Below are 17055 nucleotides of genomic sequence, written 5' to 3'. Positions count from 1 at the left end.
TGGGTGGGGCGGTCGGCGTCTTGCTGCGGGTGTGTTGTGGTTGGGCGCGCGGTTCCTCGCGCCCTCGGAGGGGGCTCGCGGGGGTTATCGGGGTAACGGGGTTCTTTCGCGGAGGCCTGTGATGATCAGGCGGAGGCCGAAGGCGAAGCGGGCGTCGAAGTCGAGGATGGCGGGCAGGGCGCTGTTGGCCAGGTGGGGGTAGTCCTCGGGGGAGAGGGAGGCGCGGACCTCGTCGAGGTCCACCTTGAGGTGGCCCTGCTGCTGCTCCAGGACCTCGCCGAGTACGTACGAGAAGACGGTGGTGACAGCCCAGATCGCCTCCTCGTCGGTGAAGCCGGCGTCTCCCATGGCGGCCAGCAGGGAGTCGGCCACCGTGAGGTTGGGGCGCCGGGTGGAGTAGGAGCCCCCCACGATGCGGGCTCCGTCGCGCTGTCCGAGCATGGCCGCCCGTAGCCGGCCGGCCAGCACGCTGACGCGGTCCTCCCAGCTCGCCGCGGGGAGCGGGCCGAGCGCCGTGGCCAGTATCGCCTCGGCCATCGCGTCGACCAGGGCGTCCTTGTCCTGGAACAGCCGGTACAGGGCGGGCGGCTGGGTGTCCAGCGCGTCGGAGAGCCGACGCATCGTCAGGGACTCCAGGCCGCCGCGGCTGACCAGGGCCAGCGCGGTGTCGACCACCGTCTCCGGCCGGACCGGGCCCTTGCGCGTGCCGGTGTGTTCGCTGTCTCTTCTTCCCCGAATTGACATGTTAACGATGTTATCACTACCGTCATTTCGTCGTTGTTAACGACGTTACTGGCTACTCGCTACTGGTTCTCTCAAGCAGTCCACGAGGAGCCCGTCGGAAGGAGGAGGAATGGCGACCCAGACCGTGCCCGCCGCCGCTGAACCACAGGCTCCGGAGGCCGAACCCCAGGAACTCATGGTGATGGTGCGGCAGCTCCGCTGGGAGGCCGCCGGAGTCGTCTCCGTGCTGCTGGCGCGGCCGGACGGCAGCCCGTTGCCGCCCTGGCGGCCCGGCGCCCACGTGGAGCTGCTGATGCCCACGGGCATCGTCCGGCAGTACTCGCTGTGCGGCTCGCCCGACGACCTCTCGGCGTATCGCGTGGCGGTGCGTCACCTGCCCGCGAGCCGCGGCGGCTCGGAGTACGTGCACTCCTTCCTCCGGCCCGGCCAGCCGCTGCGGATTCGCGGCCCCCGCGACAACTTCGGCTTCGAGCCGGCCGAGTCCTACCTGTTCCTCGCGGGCGGCATCGGCATCACCCCGATCCTGCCGATGGTGCGTCACGCCATCGACTCGGGGGCCAAGTGGGAGCTCCACTACGGCGGGCAGAACGCCGTCTCCATGGCCTTCCGCGACGAACTGGCGCCCCACCGGGACTCCGTCCGCCTCTACCCCGCGGACCGGGCCGGGCACATTCCGCTGGCCGACCTGCTGAACGAGACCGCGCCCGGCACCGTCGTCTACGCCTGCGGCCCCGAGCCGATGCTCGACGCCGTGACGGACAACGGGGCGCACCTGCCCCGCGGGACCGTGCGCATGGAGCGGTTCCGGCCGCGCACCAAGGCGCCCATGCCCAACGCCCCGGTGGAGGTGGTCTGCAAGCGGTCCGGCCGGACCGTGGAGGTGCCGGCGGAGCGCAGCGTCCTCGACGCGCTCGGCGACGCCGGACTCCCGGTGCGCAGCTCGTGCCGCGAGGGCGTGTGCGGCACCTGCGAGACGCGGGTGCTCGAAGGCGAGCCCGAGCACCGCGACGACATCCTCTCCGAGGAGGAGCGGGAGAAGGGCGACCGGATGTTCATCTGCGTCTCCCGCGCCCGTACCCCGCAGTTGGTCCTGGACATCTGACCCGGCCAGGCCCGGCCACAGGTCGCCGGATTTCGGCCTCGGCCTCGGCCACTGGCCGTAGCCCCGGGCCCGTAACTCCCTTCAACCGCCTAGTCCGCCCATTCGCCAAGGAGCGCCCCATGGACCTGGCCACCGACCCCCGGCACCCCGTCGCCACCGTCGACCCCCCGGCCGCGCCCGGCACCCCGGACACCCCGGACGCCTTCGACGACACAGACACGTACGACCCGTTCTCCACCGTCGCCACCGAGACCGCCCCGGCCATGTGGGACTACCGCCGGCCCGCGCCCGAGCGCACCGCCGCCGACGACTACACCCCCATCAGCATGGAACGCGTCCGGGAGATCCTCGGCGAACCGCAGCCCTTCATCGCGGAGAAGAAGGAGCCGTTCATCGGCGACTTCATGCGCCGCTTCATCGCCCACAGCACCTTCTTCTGCCTGGCCACCGTCGACGAGACCGGGGCCGTGGACGCCAGCCCCAAGGGCGACCCGCCCGGCTCGGTGCGCATCCTGGACCCGTGGACCCTCGCCGTTCCCGACCGGCCGGGCAACCGCACCGCCGACACCTTCGAGAACATCACCCGCAGCCCGGGCGTGGGCATGGTCTTCTTCGTCCCCGGCGTACGGGAGACGGTCCGGGTGAACGGCGACGCGTTCGTCACCGACGACCCCGACCTGCTCCAGCGGCTCGGGGCGGAGGGCAAGCCCGCCGTCCTCGCGACGATCGTGAAGGTGCGCGAGGCGTTCTTCCAGTGCGGAAAGGCCGTGATCCGCGCCAGGCTGTGGGAGGACGACCCCCGCGGCCTGTCCGGCTCGCTCACCCTGAACAGGGATTTCTACGCCCATGTCACCGCCCAGATGGCGGAGAAGATGGCCGCGAACCTCGGCGAGGGGCTCGGGTCCCTCGGCACGATCGTGCAACACCACTACGACACCGAGCTGTTCTGACCCGCTGACGGGCTGACCCGTTGACGGGCTACCCGCTGGCAGACACGCCCGCCGGCAGGGGCGCCCGTTGACAGGCATGCTCGCCGGCAGGCCGCCCCGCTGACCGGCTGGCGTTCCGGACCGGCATGCACAAGGCGCCCGGGGAATCCTCGATTCCCCGGGCGCCTTTCCGTTTCGCCGCCGTTTCGCCGCCGTTTCGCAGCCGGTCCGCGGCTACACGTAGCGCTCCAGGATCGAGGACTCCGCCAGCCGCGAGAGGCCCTCCCGGACCGAGCGGGCCCGCGCCTCGCCGACGCCGTCGACGGTCTGGAGATCGTCGACGCTCGCGGCGAGCAGCTTCTGGAGGCCGCCGAAGTGGTCCACGAGCCGCTCGATGATGGCGTTCGGCAGCCGGGGCACCTTCGCGAGGAGGCGGTAGCCGCGCGGGGAGACAGCAGAGTCGAGGGTCTCGGGCGAGCCGCTGTAGCCCAGCGCGCGGGCCACGATGGGCAGTTCGAGGAGCTCGGCGTGGGTGAGCGAGTCGAGTTCGGCCAGCGCCTCCGGGACCGTACGGGTCCGCTTGGCGGTGGGCTGCGGAACGTAGTCCCGCACGACCAGCTCGCGCTCCGGCTCGACGCCCGCGATCAACTCGTCGAGCTGGAGCGAGAGGAGCCGCCCGTCGGTGCCCAACTCCACCACGTACTCGGCGATTTCGGTGGCGATGCGGCGCACCATCTCCAGTCGCTGGGCGACGGCCGTGACATCGCGGACCGTCACCAGGTCCTCGATCTCCAGGGCCGAGAGCGTGCCCGCGACCTCGTCGAGACGGAGCTTGTAGCGCTCCAGGGTCGCGAGCGCCTGGTTGGCGCGGGAGAGGATCGCCGCCGACTCCTCCAGGACGCGCCGCTCCCCGTCCACGTACAGCGCGATGAGCCGCATCGACTGGCTGACGGAGACGACCGGGAAGCCCGCCTGGATGGAGACGCGCTGCGCGGTGCGGTGCCGGGTGCCGGTCTCCTCGGTGGGGATGGAGGCGTCCGGCACGAGCTGCACGCCGGCCCGCACGATCTTGGTGATGTCCTTGTCGAGGACCAGCCCGCCGTCGAGCTTGCACAGCTCGCGCAGCCGGGTCGCCGAGAACTCGACGTCCAGGACGAAGCCGCCCGTGCACATCGACTCGACGGTCTTGTCCATGCCCAGCACGATGAGCCCGCCCGTGTTGCCGCGGAGGATGCGCTCCAGGCCGTCGCGCAAGGCGGTGCCGGGGGCGACCGCGCTCAGCGAGGCGCGCATCAGACCGTCGGCACCGGAGCTTCCCCCGGCCCTGCCGGGGCCCGATGCCCGGTCGTTGGCTGCCACTGCACTCCTCCGGTCGCAAGGTCAACGGTGCCGCAGGCCGCCCCTCCGGCGCGTGCACGCGGGCGTACGGGCGAGACCAGGGCAAAGTCTACCGGCGCTCGTCCGCCTCCTGTGGGGCCTCCCGGCGTACGCGCCTCGGCAGCACCCGGAGCGCGTCCCCTATGTCCGCGACCTCCAGGACCCGCATCCCGCTGGGAATCTTCCCCGGATCGCCCGGCACCAGGGCGTGGGTGAAGCCGAGCCGCGCCGCCTCGGCGAGCCGCCGCTGCACGCCCGTGACCCTCCTGACCTCGCCCGCGAGCCCCACCTCGCCGACCGCCACGAGGTTCTGCGGCAGCGGGGTGTCGCTCGCCGCGCTGGCCAGGGCCAGCGCGACGGCGAGGTCGGCGGCCGGCTCGGAGAGCTTCACGCCGCCGACCGTGGCGCTGTAGATGTCCCGCTTGCCGAGCGCGCTGATCCGGCCGCGCTGTTCGAGCACGGCGAGCATCATCGAGACGCGGGAGGTCTCCAGACCGGAGGTGGTGCGGCGGGGGGACGGGATCTGCGAGTCGACCGTGAGCGCCTGAACCTCGGCGACCAGGGGGCGGCGGCCCTCCAGGGTGACGGTCAGACAGGTGCCGGGCACGGGCTCGGCGCGGCGGGTCAGGAAGAGGCCGGAGGGGTCGGCGAGCCCCGTGATGCCCTCGTCGTGCAGCTCGAAGCAGCCGACCTCGTCCGTCGCGCCGTAGCGGTTCTTGACGCCGCGCACCAGGCGCAGCCGGGCGTGGCGGTCGCCCTCGAAGCTGAGGACGACGTCCACGAGGTGTTCGAGCAGCCGGGGGCCGGCGATCGCGCCGTCCTTGGTGACATGGCCGACCAGGAGCGTGGCCATGCCGCGCTCCTTGGAGGCGCGGATCAGGGCCCCCGCCACCTCGCGGACCTGCGCCATGCCGCCCGGTGCCCCGTCGATCTCGGAGGACGCCACGGTCTGCACGGAGTCCAGGACCAGGAGGGAGGGCTTGACCGTGTCGAGGTGGCCGAGGACCGCCGACAGATCGGTCTCGGCCGCGAGATAGAGGTGGTCGGAGAGGGCGTTGATGCGGTCGGCGCGCAGCCGGACCTGGCTGGCCGACTCCTCGCCCGTCACATAGAGCGTGCGGTGGTCGTCGGAGGACGCCTTCGCCGCCACGTCCAGCAGGAGCGTCGACTTGCCGACGCCCGGCTCGCCCGCGAGCAGCACGACCGCGCCCGGTACGAGGCCGCCGCCCAGCACCCGGTCCAGCTCATCGACGCCGGTGGAGCGCGCGGTGGCCGTGCGCCCGTCCACTTGGCCGATCGGCAGGGCGGCGGTGGTGACCCTGCCGGGCGCCGTCGTACGGACCGCGGGGGCGCCGCCGAACTCGTCGACCGTGCCCCACGCCTGGCACTCCGGGCAGCGGCCGAGCCACTTGGCGGTGGTCCAGCCGCACTCGGTGCAGCGGTAGGAGGGGCGGTCCTTGGCGGACGCTTTACGGGTTGCCATGCCGGTAACGCTAGCGCGAGCCACTGACAACGGCGGCGGACCGGCGATCACGGAACGTCAGGCTCGTGTCCCCTTTTGAGGGAGATGGTCACCCGTAAGGGTTAAAAGGGCGCAAGAGGCGCGAGGTGATCTGCATCATCCTTCTACCGTCTCCGGGTGATGAGCAGCAGGCCCGACCACCCCACGCACTCCACCGGCGCACACCGGGCGCGGCGTCGTGCACCCCAATTGCCTCAAGAGCCCCAGCCGTCGCAGCCCCCTCGGCCCACTGAGGCCCCTCTGCCCCATGAGCTTCCGCCGTCGCTGTCGCAGTCGCCGTCGCCATCGCCATCGCGGCCACTGTCGCAGCCGCGGTCGGTGTGGCCGACGCTGTCGCAGCCGCGGTGGGCGTCGCAGTCGGTGTCGGTGCCGCCCCAGCCGTCCGAGTCGCCCCGGCCGTCCGAGTCGTCCCGGCCGTCCGAGTCGTCCCGGCCGGCCCGGTCCTCGCAACAGTCGCAGCAGTCGCAAGAGATCCAGCAGTCGCAAGAGATCCAGCAATCGCAAGAGGGCCGGCAGTCGCAAGAGATCCAGCGGTCACAGCAGCCCCAGCCGGTGAAGGCGCCGCCCGAGCGGTACGAGCCCTACCTGGACGGGCTGTTCACCTACTGCCTGTCCGTACTGTGCGAGCACGACGCGGCGACCGCCGTGCTCGGCGAGGTGCTCGCCCTCGCCGAGCGCCGCGCCGACCGCTGCCCCGACGGCGAAGGGCTGCGCCGCTCCTGGCTGTACGCGCTCGTCCGCTGGACCTGCCTGCGCAAGCTCGCCGAACTCAACGCCGGAGGCGGCGAACACCCCGGCGCCTCCGGCCCCTCCGACCTCTCCGGCCACGACGGCCACAAGCCGAGTGCGGCGGGCGCCACGAACGCCACGAGCCCCGCGGCCCCCGCCCCCGCCCCCGAACAGTGGCAGCGCGAACTCGCCCGGCTCGCCTGGCCCGAGGCCGCCGGCACCACCTCCGAGCAGCGCGAGGCGCTGGAGCTCGCCGTGCGCCACCGGCTCTCCCCGGCCGAGGTCGCGACCGTACTGCGCTTGGAACAGGGCGCGGCGCGGGCCCTGCTCTCCGCCGCCGCGTGCGAGGTGGAGCGGACCCGTACCGCCCTCGCCGTCGTCGAGCTGGGCGACTGCCGCGTCGTCGCCCGCCTCGCCGAGGACACCCAGATGCTCCTCGGTACGGCGCTCCGCGGCGAACTGGTGCGCCATGTCGACGAGTGCGCGGACTGCCGCCGCACCGCCGAGCGGGCCACCGCGGGCGGCCCCTGGCCCGGCACGGTCGCCCCCGCCGCCGCCCTGCCCGTACTGGAGGCGCCGCGTCCGGCGGCGCACGCCGCCATGCAGCTCGCGCTGCGGGCGCGCCCGGCGCGCGGCACCACGTCGGCCGGGCCCCGCTTCGACCGGAGCGGCTTCCCCATGGCGCCGAAGGACCGCGCCGCCCGCCGCCGCCGACTGCGCAACCGCGCCGTCACGACGACGGTCGTCGCGACGGTGGTGGCCGCGCCCGTGCTCGCCCTGTGGGCCGCCTACCGCGGCGCGCCGGAGACGGGGGAGGGGCAGGACGGCGGGGCGTCCGTGACGGCCCGTTCGTCGGACGGGCTCGACGGGCACCCGTACGAGCAGACGGGCAACGTACGCAACGACCGCGTCGTGCCGCGCTACCCGGCGGGCAGGCCGTCGCCGAGCGTGACGGTGGAGGTGACCGGCACGGACGGGAGGCCGCTGCCAGGCGACGCGAGCCATGTGCCGGGCAGCCGGGCCGGCGGCGGGGAGCGCACGGGCGAGCCGGCGGACGGCGAGAGCGGCGCCCGCCGCCCGGGCGACGGCCCGGCACCGGGCCGCCCCGGCCCCGTACCGGGTCCCGGGCGGCTCACGGTCGACGCGCAGCCGAGCGGGGACGCTACGGCCGTGACGCTCACGGCCAGCGGCGGGCGCGCCGTGCGGTGGTCGGCCTCGGCCGACGCTCCCTGGCTGCGCCTCAGCGCGTCGTCCGGCTCGCTGGAGCCGGGGCAGTCCGTCACGGTCACGGTCTCCGTGGACCACGAGCGGGAGCCCGACCGGCCCTGGCGGGCCAAGATCGCGGTGGCGCCGGCGGGCGCGGTGATCAACCTCGAAGGCCAGGGCCGCTCCCCGTCCCCGACGCCCACCCCGCCCTCCCCGACCCCCACCCCACCGACCCCGACCCCCTCGCCCACGGCCCCGACGGCGACGCCTTCGCAGGGCGGCTGAGGGGGCTGGGGGCGGGAGGGCTGGTGCCGACGGGAAGCCCGTATGTCGCGCAGGCCGGCGATACGCCCACAGGCCCGGCGGGGCTTGTCGGGCGGCGGCGCCCGTGAGTTCTCGGAGTGGGCCCGGGGGCGCGTTCACGCGTGCGTACGGCCGTCGAGCGCTGCTTGCCGCGAAGGCCGGCGATACGCCCGTAGGCCCGGCGGGGCTTGCCGGACGGCGGTGCCCGTGAGTCCTCGGAGTGGGCCCGGGGGCGCGTTCACGCGTGCGTACGGCCGTCGAGCGCTGCTTGCCGCGAAGGCCGGCGGTACGCCCGTACGTCCGGCGGGGCTCGCCGGACGGCGGCATCCGTGAGTCCTCGGAGTGGGCCCGGCAGCACGTCCATACGTCCGTACGGCCGTCGCGCGCCGCGAGGCCCCGCTGGTACGCCGTACGCCCGGCAGGGCTGGCCCGGCGGTGGCGCCCGTACGTCCATCGGAATGCGTCCATCGGAATGCGTCCGGCGGCGGCGCCCGTACGGCCGTCGAATGCGGCCGGTGATCTCTCCGCCTCCGTCAGCGTGTGTCCGGCGGCGCGGTCCGTACGCCCGGACGGGATCCGGTCGGAGCGTGCCCAGCGGTGGCGCTCTCACGGCGCGCTCGTTCGCGGCGGCCTGGCCGCGTCGCGCCTCCCGCGGCTGTTCTGCTGAAGCGTCGCCCGCCGGGCTTCGTCAGTCGGCCGGGTGGGGGGCCACCATCGGCAACTGGGACGCGAGCCGGGCCTCGCACAGTTCGACCAGCCGCTCGTATGCCGCCTCGCCCATCAGCTCCGTCAGCTCGGGCGCGTACGAGACGTACACCGGCTTGCCCGCGCCGTGCGCGGACGTCGCCGAGGTGCACCACCAGTGCAGGTCGTGGCCGCCGGGGCCCCAGCCGCGGCGGTCGTACTCGCCGATCGTGACCTGGAGCACCCGCGTCTCGTCCGGGCGGTCGATCCAGTCGTACGTGCGCCGCACCGGGAGCTGCCAGCAGACGTCCGGCTTGGTCTCCAGCGGCTCGCGGCCCTCGCGCAGCGCGAGGATGTGCAGCGAGCAGCCCGCGCCGCCCGGGAAGCCCGGACGGTTCTGGAAGATGCACGACCCCTCGTACCGGCGGGTCTGCCGTTCGCCGTCCTCGTCGACCTGGACCCAGCCCGAGGACTTGCCCTCGTCGTGGAACTGCCAGATGTCCGGCGACAGCCGGTCCACGTGGAGCGCGACGCGCTGCTCGTCGTCCTCGTCGGAGAAGTGCGCGCCCAGCGTGCAGCAGCCGTCGTCCGCGCGGCCCGCCTGGATGCCCTGGCAGCCCTGCCCGAAGATGCAGGTCCAGCGTGACGTCAGCCACGTCAGGTCGCAGCGGAAGACCTGTTCGTCGTCGGCCGGGTCGGGGAACTCGACCCAGGCGCGGGCGAAGTCCAGGCCGCCGACCTCGTCGGACGGCTGCGGCTGAGCCGTCTTCGTTGCCTTCGCCGTCTTCTTCACTTCTTTGTCCCGCTTCGCCTTTTTCGTCTTTGCCACCCCGCAAGCCTATGCGCCGTGCGGGCCCGCAGTAGCGTTCCGTCCATGAGACTCGGTGTCCTCGATGTGGGTTCGAATACCGTCCATCTGCTGGTGGTGGACGCGCACCCCGGCGCGCGCCCGCTGCCCGCCCACTCCCACAAGGCGGACCTTCGCCTCGCCGAGCTGCTGGAGAAGGACGCCGGGGAGCGGGGGAACGGCGACGGCCCCGGCCTCGCCTCCGACAAGAACGGCGGCAGCACCGGCGTCGGCACCGGCGGCGCGATCAGCGAAGCCGGCATCGACCGCCTCATCGACGTCATCCGCGACGCGCTCCAGGCCGCCGAGGACAAGGGGTGCGAGGACGTCCTCCCGTTCGCCACCTCCGCCGTCCGCGAGGCCGCCAACGCGGACGCCGTCCTGGCCCGCGTCCACCAGGCCACCGGCGTCGCCCTGTCCGTCCTGTCCGGCCCCGAGGAGGCGCGGCTCACCTTCCTCGCCGCCCGCCGCTGGTTCGGCTGGTCGGCCGGGAAGCTGCTGCTCCTCGACATCGGCGGCGGCTCCCTCGAAATTGCCTACGGCATGGACGAGACCCCGGACGTGGCCGCCTCCCTGCCGCTCGGCGCGGGCCGCCTCACGGCCGGCTGGCTGCCCGGCGACCCGCCGGACCCCGCGGCCGTACGGGCGCTGCGCCGGCACGTACGGGCCGAGATAGCCCGCATCGTCGGCGACTTCGCCCGGCACAGCGCGCCCGACCACATCGTCGGGACCTCCAAGACCTTCAAGCAGCTCGCGCGGATCGCGGGCGCGGCGCGGTCCGCGGAGGGCGTGTACGCGCAGCGCTCGCTCTCCCGCGCGGCGCTGGAGGAATGGGTGCCCCGGCTCGCCGCGATGACCCACGCGGACCGCGCCCAACTGCCCGGAGTCTCCGCCGACCGGGCGCCCCAACTGCTGGCCGGCGCGCTGGTCGCGGAGGGTGCGATGGATCTATTCGGGGTGGCGGAGCTGGAGATCTGCCCGTGGGCGCTGCGCGAGGGCGTCATCCTGCGGCGGCTGGACCGGCTGCCCGCCGGGTGACGGGCGGTCGTACGCTGTCCTTCGTGACGGAGCCAGTGGTGCGCATCCCGGATGCGAAGGTCGCCCTGTCCACGGCCTCGGTGTATCCGGAGTCGACGGCGACGGCCTTCGAGATCGCCGCGCGCCTGGGCTACGACGGCGTCGAGGTCATGGTGTGGACCGACCCCGTCAGCCAGGACATAGAGGCGCTGCGCCGGCTCTCCGACTACCACCAGGTGCCGGTGCTCGCCGTGCACGCGCCCTGCCTGCTGATCACCCAGCGCGTCTGGTCCACGGACCCGTGGGTCAAGCTCCAGCGGGCCCGCGCGGCGGCCGAGAAGCTGGGCGCGACCACGGTCGTGGTGCACCCGCCGTTCCGCTGGCAGCGCGGTTACTCGCGGGATTTCGTGAACGGGATCTGGCGGATGGCGGACGAGACGGACGTACGGTTCGCCGTGGAGAACATGTACCCGTGGCGCTACCGGGACCGCGAGGTCCTCGCGTACGCGCCGGACTGGGATGTCACCAACGACGACTACCGGCACTTCACGGTGGACCTCTCGCACACCGCCACCGCCCGTACGGACGCGCTGCGCATGGTCGACCGCATGGGCGACCGGCTCGCCCACGTCCACCTCGCCGACGGCAACGGCTCCAACAAGGACGAGCACCTGGTCCCCGGCCGCGGCAAGCAGCCCTGCGCCGAACTGCTGGAACGGCTCGCGACCTCCGGCTTCGGCGGGCACGTCGTCGTCGAGGTCAATACCCGCCGGTCGATGTCGGCCGCCGAACGCGAAGCCGACCTGGCGGAGGCGCTCGCCTTCACCAGGCTCTACCTCGCCTCCTCCTCCACCGGGGTGCCGGGATCATGAACGAGGCGGAAGGGCCTGCGGCCCGGCGAGCGGAGAAGAACGTGCACGGCACCGCCGAGAACGGCCACGGCTCCGCCGAGGACCGGTCCCCCGAGAACGGCCACGGCTCCGCCGAGAACGGCTCCCCCGGGACCGCCCCCGCCGTCCCCGCCCCGAAGAAGCGCGGGCGGCCCGCTCGTACGAGTGCGGGGCAGGGTCCCGGGGCCCGGGAGCGCATCCTGACGGCGGCCCGCGCCGAGTTCGCGGAGCGCGGGTACGACCGGGCCTCCATCCGGGCCATCGCCAAGGGCGCCTCCGTGGACCCGGCGCTCGTGCACCACTACTTCGGGACGAAGGAACAGGTCTTCGCGGCCGCCGTCGAGGTCGCCTTCGCGCCCGCCGTGTCCGCGTCCGACACCGTGCTGGCCGGCGGCCGGGACGGGGTGGGGGAGCGGCTGGCCCGCTTCATCCTCGGCATGTACGAGAACCCGGCCACGCGCGACCCGCTGCTCGCCATCGTCCGCTCCGCCGTCACCAACGAGACCGCGGCGACCGTCCTGCGCACCCTCGTCACCAGCAAGCTCATGGTCCGTATCGCGAGCGAGCTGGACGTGCCGGACCCCGAGCTGCGCTCCGAGCTGGCGACCGCGCAGATCGTGGGGACGGTGCTGCTCCGGTATGTGATCAAGGCCGAGCCGCTGGCCTCGGCCGACATCGAGAAGGTCATCGGCGTGATCGCCCCGGCGGTGCAGCGCCACCTGACCGGCGAGGGTTAGCCGGCTGAGCCCGCGGCCCCCCGGACCTCGAACCCCGCGAGCACTCGCCCGTCCCCACGCCCGTACGCGGGCCCCAAGCCCTCGCCCCCGCGCCCGTACCCCGCCCCCGCACCCCGTCCGCACTCCGGTCGCTCATCTCACATACCGGAGGGGCTGTCCAGATCATGGAGCGGAGGGCGTACGCTCGGCCACAGCCGCACCGACGGCGTCGAACAACCCCGAGGGAGTGTCCACCGTGCCCGATCTGAGGTCCCGCACTGTCACCCACGGCCGCAACATGGCGGGCGCCCGAGCCCTTATGCAGGCCTCGGGCGTAGCGCGCGAGGACTTCGGCAAGCCGATCATCGCGGTGGCCAACAGCTTCACCGAGTTCGTGCCCGGCCACACCCACCTGGCGCCGGTCGGCCGCATCGTCAGCGAGGCGATCCACGCGGCGGGCGGCATCGCGCGCGAGTTCAACACCATCGCGGTCGACGACGGCATCGCCATGGGCCACGGCGGGATGCTGTACTCCCTGCCGTCCCGCGACCTGATCGCCGACTCCGTCGAGTACATGGTCGAGGCGCACTGCGCGGACGCGCTGATCTGCATCTCCAACTGCGACAAGATCACCCCCGGCATGCTGATGGCCGCGATGCGCCTCAACATCCCGACCGTCTTCGTCTCCGGCGGCCCGATGGAGTCCGGCCGCGCCACCCTCGTCGACGGCACGGTCCGCAAGCTGGACCTGATCACCGCGATCTCCGAGGCCGTCAACGACAGCGTGTCCGACGAGGACATCGCCCGTATCGAGGACAACGCCTGTCCGACCTGCGGCTCCTGCTCCGGCATGTTCACCGCCAACTCGATGAACTGCCTGACCGAGGCGATCGGCCTGTCCCTGCCGGGCAACGGCTCGGTGCTCGCCACGCACACCGCGCGCAGGGCGCTGTACGAGAACGCCGGCCGTACGGTCGTCGAGATCACCAAGCGCCACTACGAGCAGGACGACGCGACCGTCCTGCCGCGCAGCATCGGCACCCGCGCCGCCTTCGAGAACGCCATGGCGCTCGACATCGCCATGGGCGGCTCCACCAACACGATCCTGCACCTGCTGGCCGCCGCCCAGGAGGCCGGCCTGGACTTCGACATGAAGGTCATCGACGGGCTCTCCCGCCGTATGCCCTGCCTGTCGAAGGTCGCCCCGAACGTCGCGCCCGGCGGCGTCTACTACATGGAGGACGTGCACCGGGCCGGCGGCATCCCCGCCATCCTCGGCGAGCTGTACCGCGCGGGCCTGCTGAACGAGGACGTCCACACCGTCCACTCGCCGTCGCTGGCCGACTGGCTCAAGCAGTGGGACATCCGCGGCGGCTCGCCGTCCGAGGAGGCCGTCGAGCTGTTCCACGCGGCCCCCGGCTGCGTCCGCTCCGCCACCGCCTTCTCCCAGTCCGAGCGCTGGGACACCCTCGACACGGACGCCGAGGGCGGCTGCATCCGCGACATCGCGCACGCCTACTCCACCGAGGGCGGTCTCGCGATCCTCTACGGCAACCTCGCCGAGGACGGCTGCGTCGTGAAGACCGCGGGCGTCGACGAGTCGATCTGGACGTTCGAGGGCCCGGCCGTGGTCTGCGAGTCGCAGGAGGACGCCGTCGACGCGATCCTCACCAAGCGGATCAAGGAGGGCGACGTCGTCGTCATCCGCTACGAGGGCCCCAAGGGCGGACCCGGCATGCAGGAAATGCTCTACCCGACCTCCTTCCTCAAGGGCCGCGGTCTCGGCAAGGCGTGCGCGCTGGTCACCGACGGCCGCTTCTCCGGCGGCACCTCGGGCCTCTCCATCGGCCACGCCTCGCCCGAGGCGGCCTCCGGCGGCACCATCGCGCTCGTCGAGGACGGCGACCGCATCCGCATCGACATCCCGAACCGCTCGATGGAACTCCTCGTCGGCGACGACGAGCTGGCGGCCCGCCGGGCGGCGCTCGGCGGCACGTACGCGCCGAAGAACCGCGAGCGGAAGGTCTCCACGGCGCTGCGCGCGTACGCGGCCATGGCGACGAGCGCGGACAAGGGCGCGGTGCGGGACGTGAGCCTGCTCGGCTGACCAGGACCCTCTAGGGCCATTCCGCCCGGCCACGGTCGATTCCGTGGCCGGGCGGACGTCTGTCAGCTCACCGCCGCTGCCACGCCCGGCGGACGGCCGCGCGCGGATCGTCGCGCACCTCCCAGTCGCGGCCGATGACCATGGTGGCCCGGCGTTCGGTGTCGTACGGGGCCCAGCCCGGGTCCCCGGTGCGGGCGAAGCGGACCCAGGCGGCGTGCATGCGCTCGGACAGGTCGGACAGGTCGGCCAGGTCGGACAGGTCGGTCAGGTCGGTCAGGTCGGCCGGCGGGGCGTCGGGGCCGAGCAGGGCGCGTTCCCCGCGCAGCGGCGACGCGTCGAGCCCGGAGCCGCCCCCGGAGCCGAATCCGAAGACGAACGGCAGCTCCACCGTGTGGGTAGCCCCCAGTTCCCCGCCGAGGGCGGGCGAGCGCCAGTCGAAGAGATAGCCGTACGTGGCGCCCGCCGACCGCTCGGCGTGCGCCCCGGCCAGCGCCCAGCTCCCCGCCCCGAACAGGGCGTCGCCCATCACGGCGGAGCGCACCTGCCCGTACGCGGCCTCGGGGTGCTCCGCGCGGTACGCGGCGAGGAGCCGGTCCGGATCGGGATGGGAGACCTCCGCGGCCGTACGCACGTCCGCCGCGGTCGAGGCGGCGTGCGCGCCGGAGGGCACGAGGTAGAGATTGCCCTCCTCGGAGTTGACGCCGATGAGGAGATCGATGCCGGCGGCGGCCCCGCGCCCGGCGGCGACGGCGTCGGCGGGCTGCTCCTCCATGACCAGGCTGAAGGGGCTGAGCCCGATCAGCGGGTCGAAGGCGGTCGCGGTCCGCAGGTCGATCCCGCCGAGCCGGCCCGCAGCCTCGACGAGGGCCGCGTCGGGAAGCGCGTCGAACGCCTCGGCGTCCGCGGCCTCCGGGGCGATGCCCAGCGCCGCTGCCGCCGCCTCCCGCACCCGCGCCGCCTGCTCGGGCGTGAAGGCCCCCAGCCCGCTGCCGCTCTGCACGATGGCGCGCCGCACGAGGCCGGTGGCCTGCGGCGCGGCGATCGCGGCCCCGGTGAGGGTGGCCCCGGCAGACTGGCCGAAGAGCGTGACGCGGTCCGGGTCGCCGCCGAACGCGGCGATGTTCTCCCGCACCCAGCGCAGCGCGGCGAGCACGTCCAGCAGGCCGCGGTTGCGGGGCGCGCCGGGGAGGTCGAGGAAACCGGCGATGCCGAGGCGGTAGTTCACCGTCACCAGGACGACGCCGTCGCGGGCGAAGGCCGTCCCGTCGTACAGGCTCGCCCGCGTCGACCCGGCGACGAAGCCGCCGCCGTGCACGAAGACCATGACGGGGCGGGGCGCGCGGTCTGGCCGGGGGCCGCCCGCTGGTACTTCGCCATCGGACGCTCGTACGCCCTCGTCAGCCGCTCGTACGTCGTCGGACGCTCGTACGCCGTCGTCGGACGGCCGTACGTCGTCGTCGGGCGCCCACACGTCGACGGTGAGGTAGTCGTCCCCGGGGAGCCAGCCCGGCCCGAAGTAGGGCGACATGTCGATGGCGCCGAGGTTCCGCTCCGCCTGTGGGGCGGTCGGGCCGGGTTCGGTCGCGTCCCGGACGCCGGGCCACGGGGCGTGCGGGGACGGCGCGGTGAAGCGCCCGGCGAGGGACGGGGGCGCGGCGTACGGGATGCCGTGGAAGACCGTGAAGCCGTCGCGGCGGGCGCCGCGGACCGCGCCTTGGGCGGTGCGTACGGTGCGGGTGGTGGTCCGGGTGTTCACGCGGACGCCTTCCGGTTCTCGACGTTTTCAGCGCCCTCGGCGCCCGCAGCGTCCCCAGCGTCCCCAGCGTCCTCGACAGGCTCGTACGGGGTGAAGGGCGCCCACTCCTTGATGGCGAACCCGGAGCCCGCGTGCTCGACCTCGGCGGCGCCATGGCCCCCCAGGTGCGCGGGGAAGACCAGCGCGTTGTGGTCCGCCGCCCAGCCCAGGACCCGGCGGCGCGTGGCGCGCGCCCCGGCGGGGTCCTCGCAGAAGCAACTGTTGTGGTCGGGGTCGATGATCTGTATGGGGCTGTGCAGGAGGTCGCCGACGAACAGCGCGTGATCCGTGCCGCTGGAGAGACGGACGGCGCTGGAGCCCGGGGTGTGGCCGGGGGCCGGTTCGAGGGTCAGGTTGCCGTCGACGCGGTGGCTGTCTTCCCACAGCCGCACCTGTCCGGCCCGGTGCACGGGGGTGACGCTGTCCTCGAACACGTTCTGGTTGCCGCGCCCGAGCAGCGGCTCGTACCCGTTCTCGGGGTTCCAGAAGTCGTAGTCGTCCTTGTGGATCAGGTAGGTGGCGTTGGGGAAGGTCGGCACCCACTCCCTGCCGTCCAGCCGGGTGTTCCAGCCCACGTGGTCGACGTGCAGATGCGTGTTGATCACGATGTCGACGTCTTCGGGCGCGACGCCGGCCCGGGCGAGGCGGTCCAGGAAGCCGGTCCGCAGCCGGTTCCAGAGGGGCGAGTACGGGCGCTCCTTGTCGTCGCCCGCGCCCGTGTCGACGAGGATGGTCTTCCCCTCGCTGCGCAGCACCCAGGTCTGTACGGCCGAGTTGACGACGCCCTCGGCCGGGTCGAGGAAGTGGGGCGTGAGCCAGTCGGCGTTGGCGCGCCAGGCGTCCTCGGGGACGGTGGGGACGAAGGTTTCGGGCGTGATGCCGGTGGGGCCGTAGAACTCCTTGACGCGGGTGACGGTGACGCCGCCGAGTTCGATGCGGTCGGTGGGCTGGTCGGGGGCGGCGGTGACAGTGGTGACAGTGGTGTCGGTGTGTTCCATCGGGTGCTCCATGACGTCGAGACACGGGGTCGTGAGCACCACCGTCACCGGGCCGGGCGGACCGGACCAGCCCCGCCGGTGCCTACCCC

General features: G+C 73.4%; 13 protein-coding genes. 7 read left to right on the top strand and 6 right to left on the bottom strand.

Going from position 1 to position 17055, the window contains the following annotated elements; genetic code table 11:
* Positions 1 to 84: 84 nt before the first annotated feature.
* On the bottom strand, positions 85 to 744 hold the full coding sequence (locus tag IF55_RS11320; protein WP_030880374.1) for a TetR/AcrR family transcriptional regulator C-terminal domain-containing protein: 660 nt from the start codon (positions 742 to 744) through the stop codon (positions 85 to 87).
* Positions 745 to 853: 109 nt separating this feature from the next.
* Here IF55_RS11320 and IF55_RS11315 point away from each other — a divergent pair, with 109 nt between their 5' ends.
* Together IF55_RS11315 and IF55_RS11310 are read left to right on the top strand one after the other, a co-directional pair.
* Entirely contained in the window at positions 854 to 1846 is a 993-nt protein-coding gene (locus tag IF55_RS11315; RefSeq protein ID WP_078644158.1) for a PDR/VanB family oxidoreductase, read from the top strand.
* 119 nt (positions 1847 to 1965) lie between these two features.
* Positions 1966 to 2796: an MSMEG_1061 family FMN-dependent PPOX-type flavoprotein gene (locus IF55_RS11310; RefSeq protein WP_245661156.1), complete on the top strand. Its 831-nt coding sequence runs from the start codon at positions 1966 to 1968 to the stop codon at positions 2794 to 2796.
* A gap of 213 nt (positions 2797 to 3009) precedes the next feature.
* Here IF55_RS11310 and disA read toward each other — a convergent pair whose 3' ends face one another.
* The gene (gene disA / locus IF55_RS11305; protein WP_030880365.1) at positions 3010 to 4134 is read right to left on the bottom strand and encodes a DNA integrity scanning diadenylate cyclase DisA; all 1125 of its coding nucleotides are present in this window, start codon (positions 4132 to 4134) and stop codon (positions 3010 to 3012) included.
* An 88-nt stretch (positions 4135 to 4222) separates the two neighbouring features.
* Positions 4223 to 5635 carry a DNA repair protein RadA gene (gene radA, locus IF55_RS11300; RefSeq protein WP_030880363.1) on the bottom strand — a complete coding sequence of 471 codons (1413 nt, stop codon included), beginning with the start codon at positions 5633 to 5635 and terminating at the stop codon, positions 4223 to 4225.
* A 591-nt stretch (positions 5636 to 6226) separates the two neighbouring features.
* Between radA and IF55_RS11295 the strand changes: the two genes are divergently transcribed.
* The gene (locus tag IF55_RS11295) at positions 6227 to 7894 is read left to right on the top strand and encodes a BACON domain-containing protein (protein ID WP_245661155.1); all 1668 of its coding nucleotides are present in this window, start codon (positions 6227 to 6229) and stop codon (positions 7892 to 7894) included.
* A gap of 706 nt (positions 7895 to 8600) precedes the next feature.
* On the opposite strand, the gene IF55_RS11290 is transcribed toward IF55_RS11295, so the two are convergent.
* Positions 8601 to 9425: a DUF3109 family protein gene (locus IF55_RS11290; RefSeq protein ID WP_030893110.1), complete on the bottom strand. Its 825-nt coding sequence runs from the start codon at positions 9423 to 9425 to the stop codon at positions 8601 to 8603.
* A 45-nt stretch (positions 9426 to 9470) separates the two neighbouring features.
* On the opposite strand from IF55_RS11290, the gene IF55_RS11285 reads away from it, so the two are divergent.
* The 4 genes from IF55_RS11285 to ilvD all read left to right on the top strand — a co-directional run bounded on the left by IF55_RS11285 (position 9471) and on the right by ilvD (position 14173).
* A complete protein-coding gene (locus tag IF55_RS11285; protein WP_030893108.1) occupies positions 9471 to 10481 on the top strand; it encodes a Ppx/GppA family phosphatase in 1011 nt (336 codons plus the stop codon).
* Between the two features lie 23 nt (positions 10482 to 10504).
* A complete protein-coding gene (locus IF55_RS11280; RefSeq protein ID WP_245661154.1) occupies positions 10505 to 11332 on the top strand; it encodes a sugar phosphate isomerase/epimerase family protein in 828 nt (275 codons plus the stop codon).
* Positions 11329 to 12087 carry a TetR/AcrR family transcriptional regulator gene (locus tag IF55_RS11275; RefSeq protein WP_078644155.1) on the top strand — a complete coding sequence of 253 codons (759 nt, stop codon included), beginning with the start codon at positions 11329 to 11331 and terminating at the stop codon, positions 12085 to 12087. The genes IF55_RS11280 and IF55_RS11275 overlap by 4 nt, the downstream gene beginning before the upstream one ends.
* Positions 12088 to 12322: 235 nt before the next feature.
* Entirely contained in the window at positions 12323 to 14173 is a 1851-nt protein-coding gene (gene ilvD, locus IF55_RS11270; protein ID WP_030893101.1) for a dihydroxy-acid dehydratase, read from the top strand.
* Between the two features lie 67 nt (positions 14174 to 14240).
* Here the strand turns inward: ilvD and IF55_RS11265 are convergent, their stop codons facing one another.
* Together IF55_RS11265 and IF55_RS11260 are read right to left on the bottom strand one after the other, a co-directional pair.
* Positions 14241 to 15929, bottom strand: a complete 1689-nt coding sequence (locus IF55_RS11265; RefSeq protein ID WP_030893099.1) for a carboxylesterase/lipase family protein — start codon at positions 15927 to 15929, stop codon at positions 14241 to 14243.
* Positions 15926 to 16966: an MBL fold metallo-hydrolase gene (locus IF55_RS11260; RefSeq protein WP_078644153.1), complete on the bottom strand. Its 1041-nt coding sequence runs from the start codon at positions 16964 to 16966 to the stop codon at positions 15926 to 15928. The genes IF55_RS11265 and IF55_RS11260 overlap by 4 nt, the downstream gene beginning before the upstream one ends.
* Positions 16967 to 17055 lie beyond the last annotated feature (89 nt).

Source organism: Streptomyces varsoviensis, assembly GCF_000718635.1.
In the GTDB taxonomy this organism is placed as follows: Bacteria; Actinomycetota; Actinomycetes; order Streptomycetales; family Streptomycetaceae; genus Streptomyces; species Streptomyces varsoviensis.
This window is presented reverse-complemented; position numbering and strand designations above follow the sequence as displayed.

Coding starts and splice junctions, on each gene's coding strand:
- IF55_RS11320 (WP_030880374.1), bottom strand. CDS start 744: ATGTCAATTCGGGGAAGAAGAGACAGCGAACACACCGGCACGCGCAAG.
- IF55_RS11315 (WP_078644158.1), top strand. CDS start 854: ATGGCGACCCAGACCGTGCCCGCCGCCGCTGAACCACAGGCTCCGGAG.
- IF55_RS11310 (WP_245661156.1), top strand. CDS start 1,966: ATGGACCTGGCCACCGACCCCCGGCACCCCGTCGCCACCGTCGACCCC.
- radA (WP_030880363.1), bottom strand. CDS start 5,635: ATGGCAACCCGTAAAGCGTCCGCCAAGGACCGCCCCTCCTACCGCTGC.
- IF55_RS11285 (WP_030893108.1), top strand. CDS start 9,471: ATGAGACTCGGTGTCCTCGATGTGGGTTCGAATACCGTCCATCTGCTG.
- IF55_RS11275 (WP_078644155.1), top strand. CDS start 11,329: ATGAACGAGGCGGAAGGGCCTGCGGCCCGGCGAGCGGAGAAGAACGTG.
- IF55_RS11260 (WP_078644153.1), bottom strand. CDS start 16,966: ATGGAACACACCGACACCACTGTCACCACTGTCACCGCCGCCCCCGAC.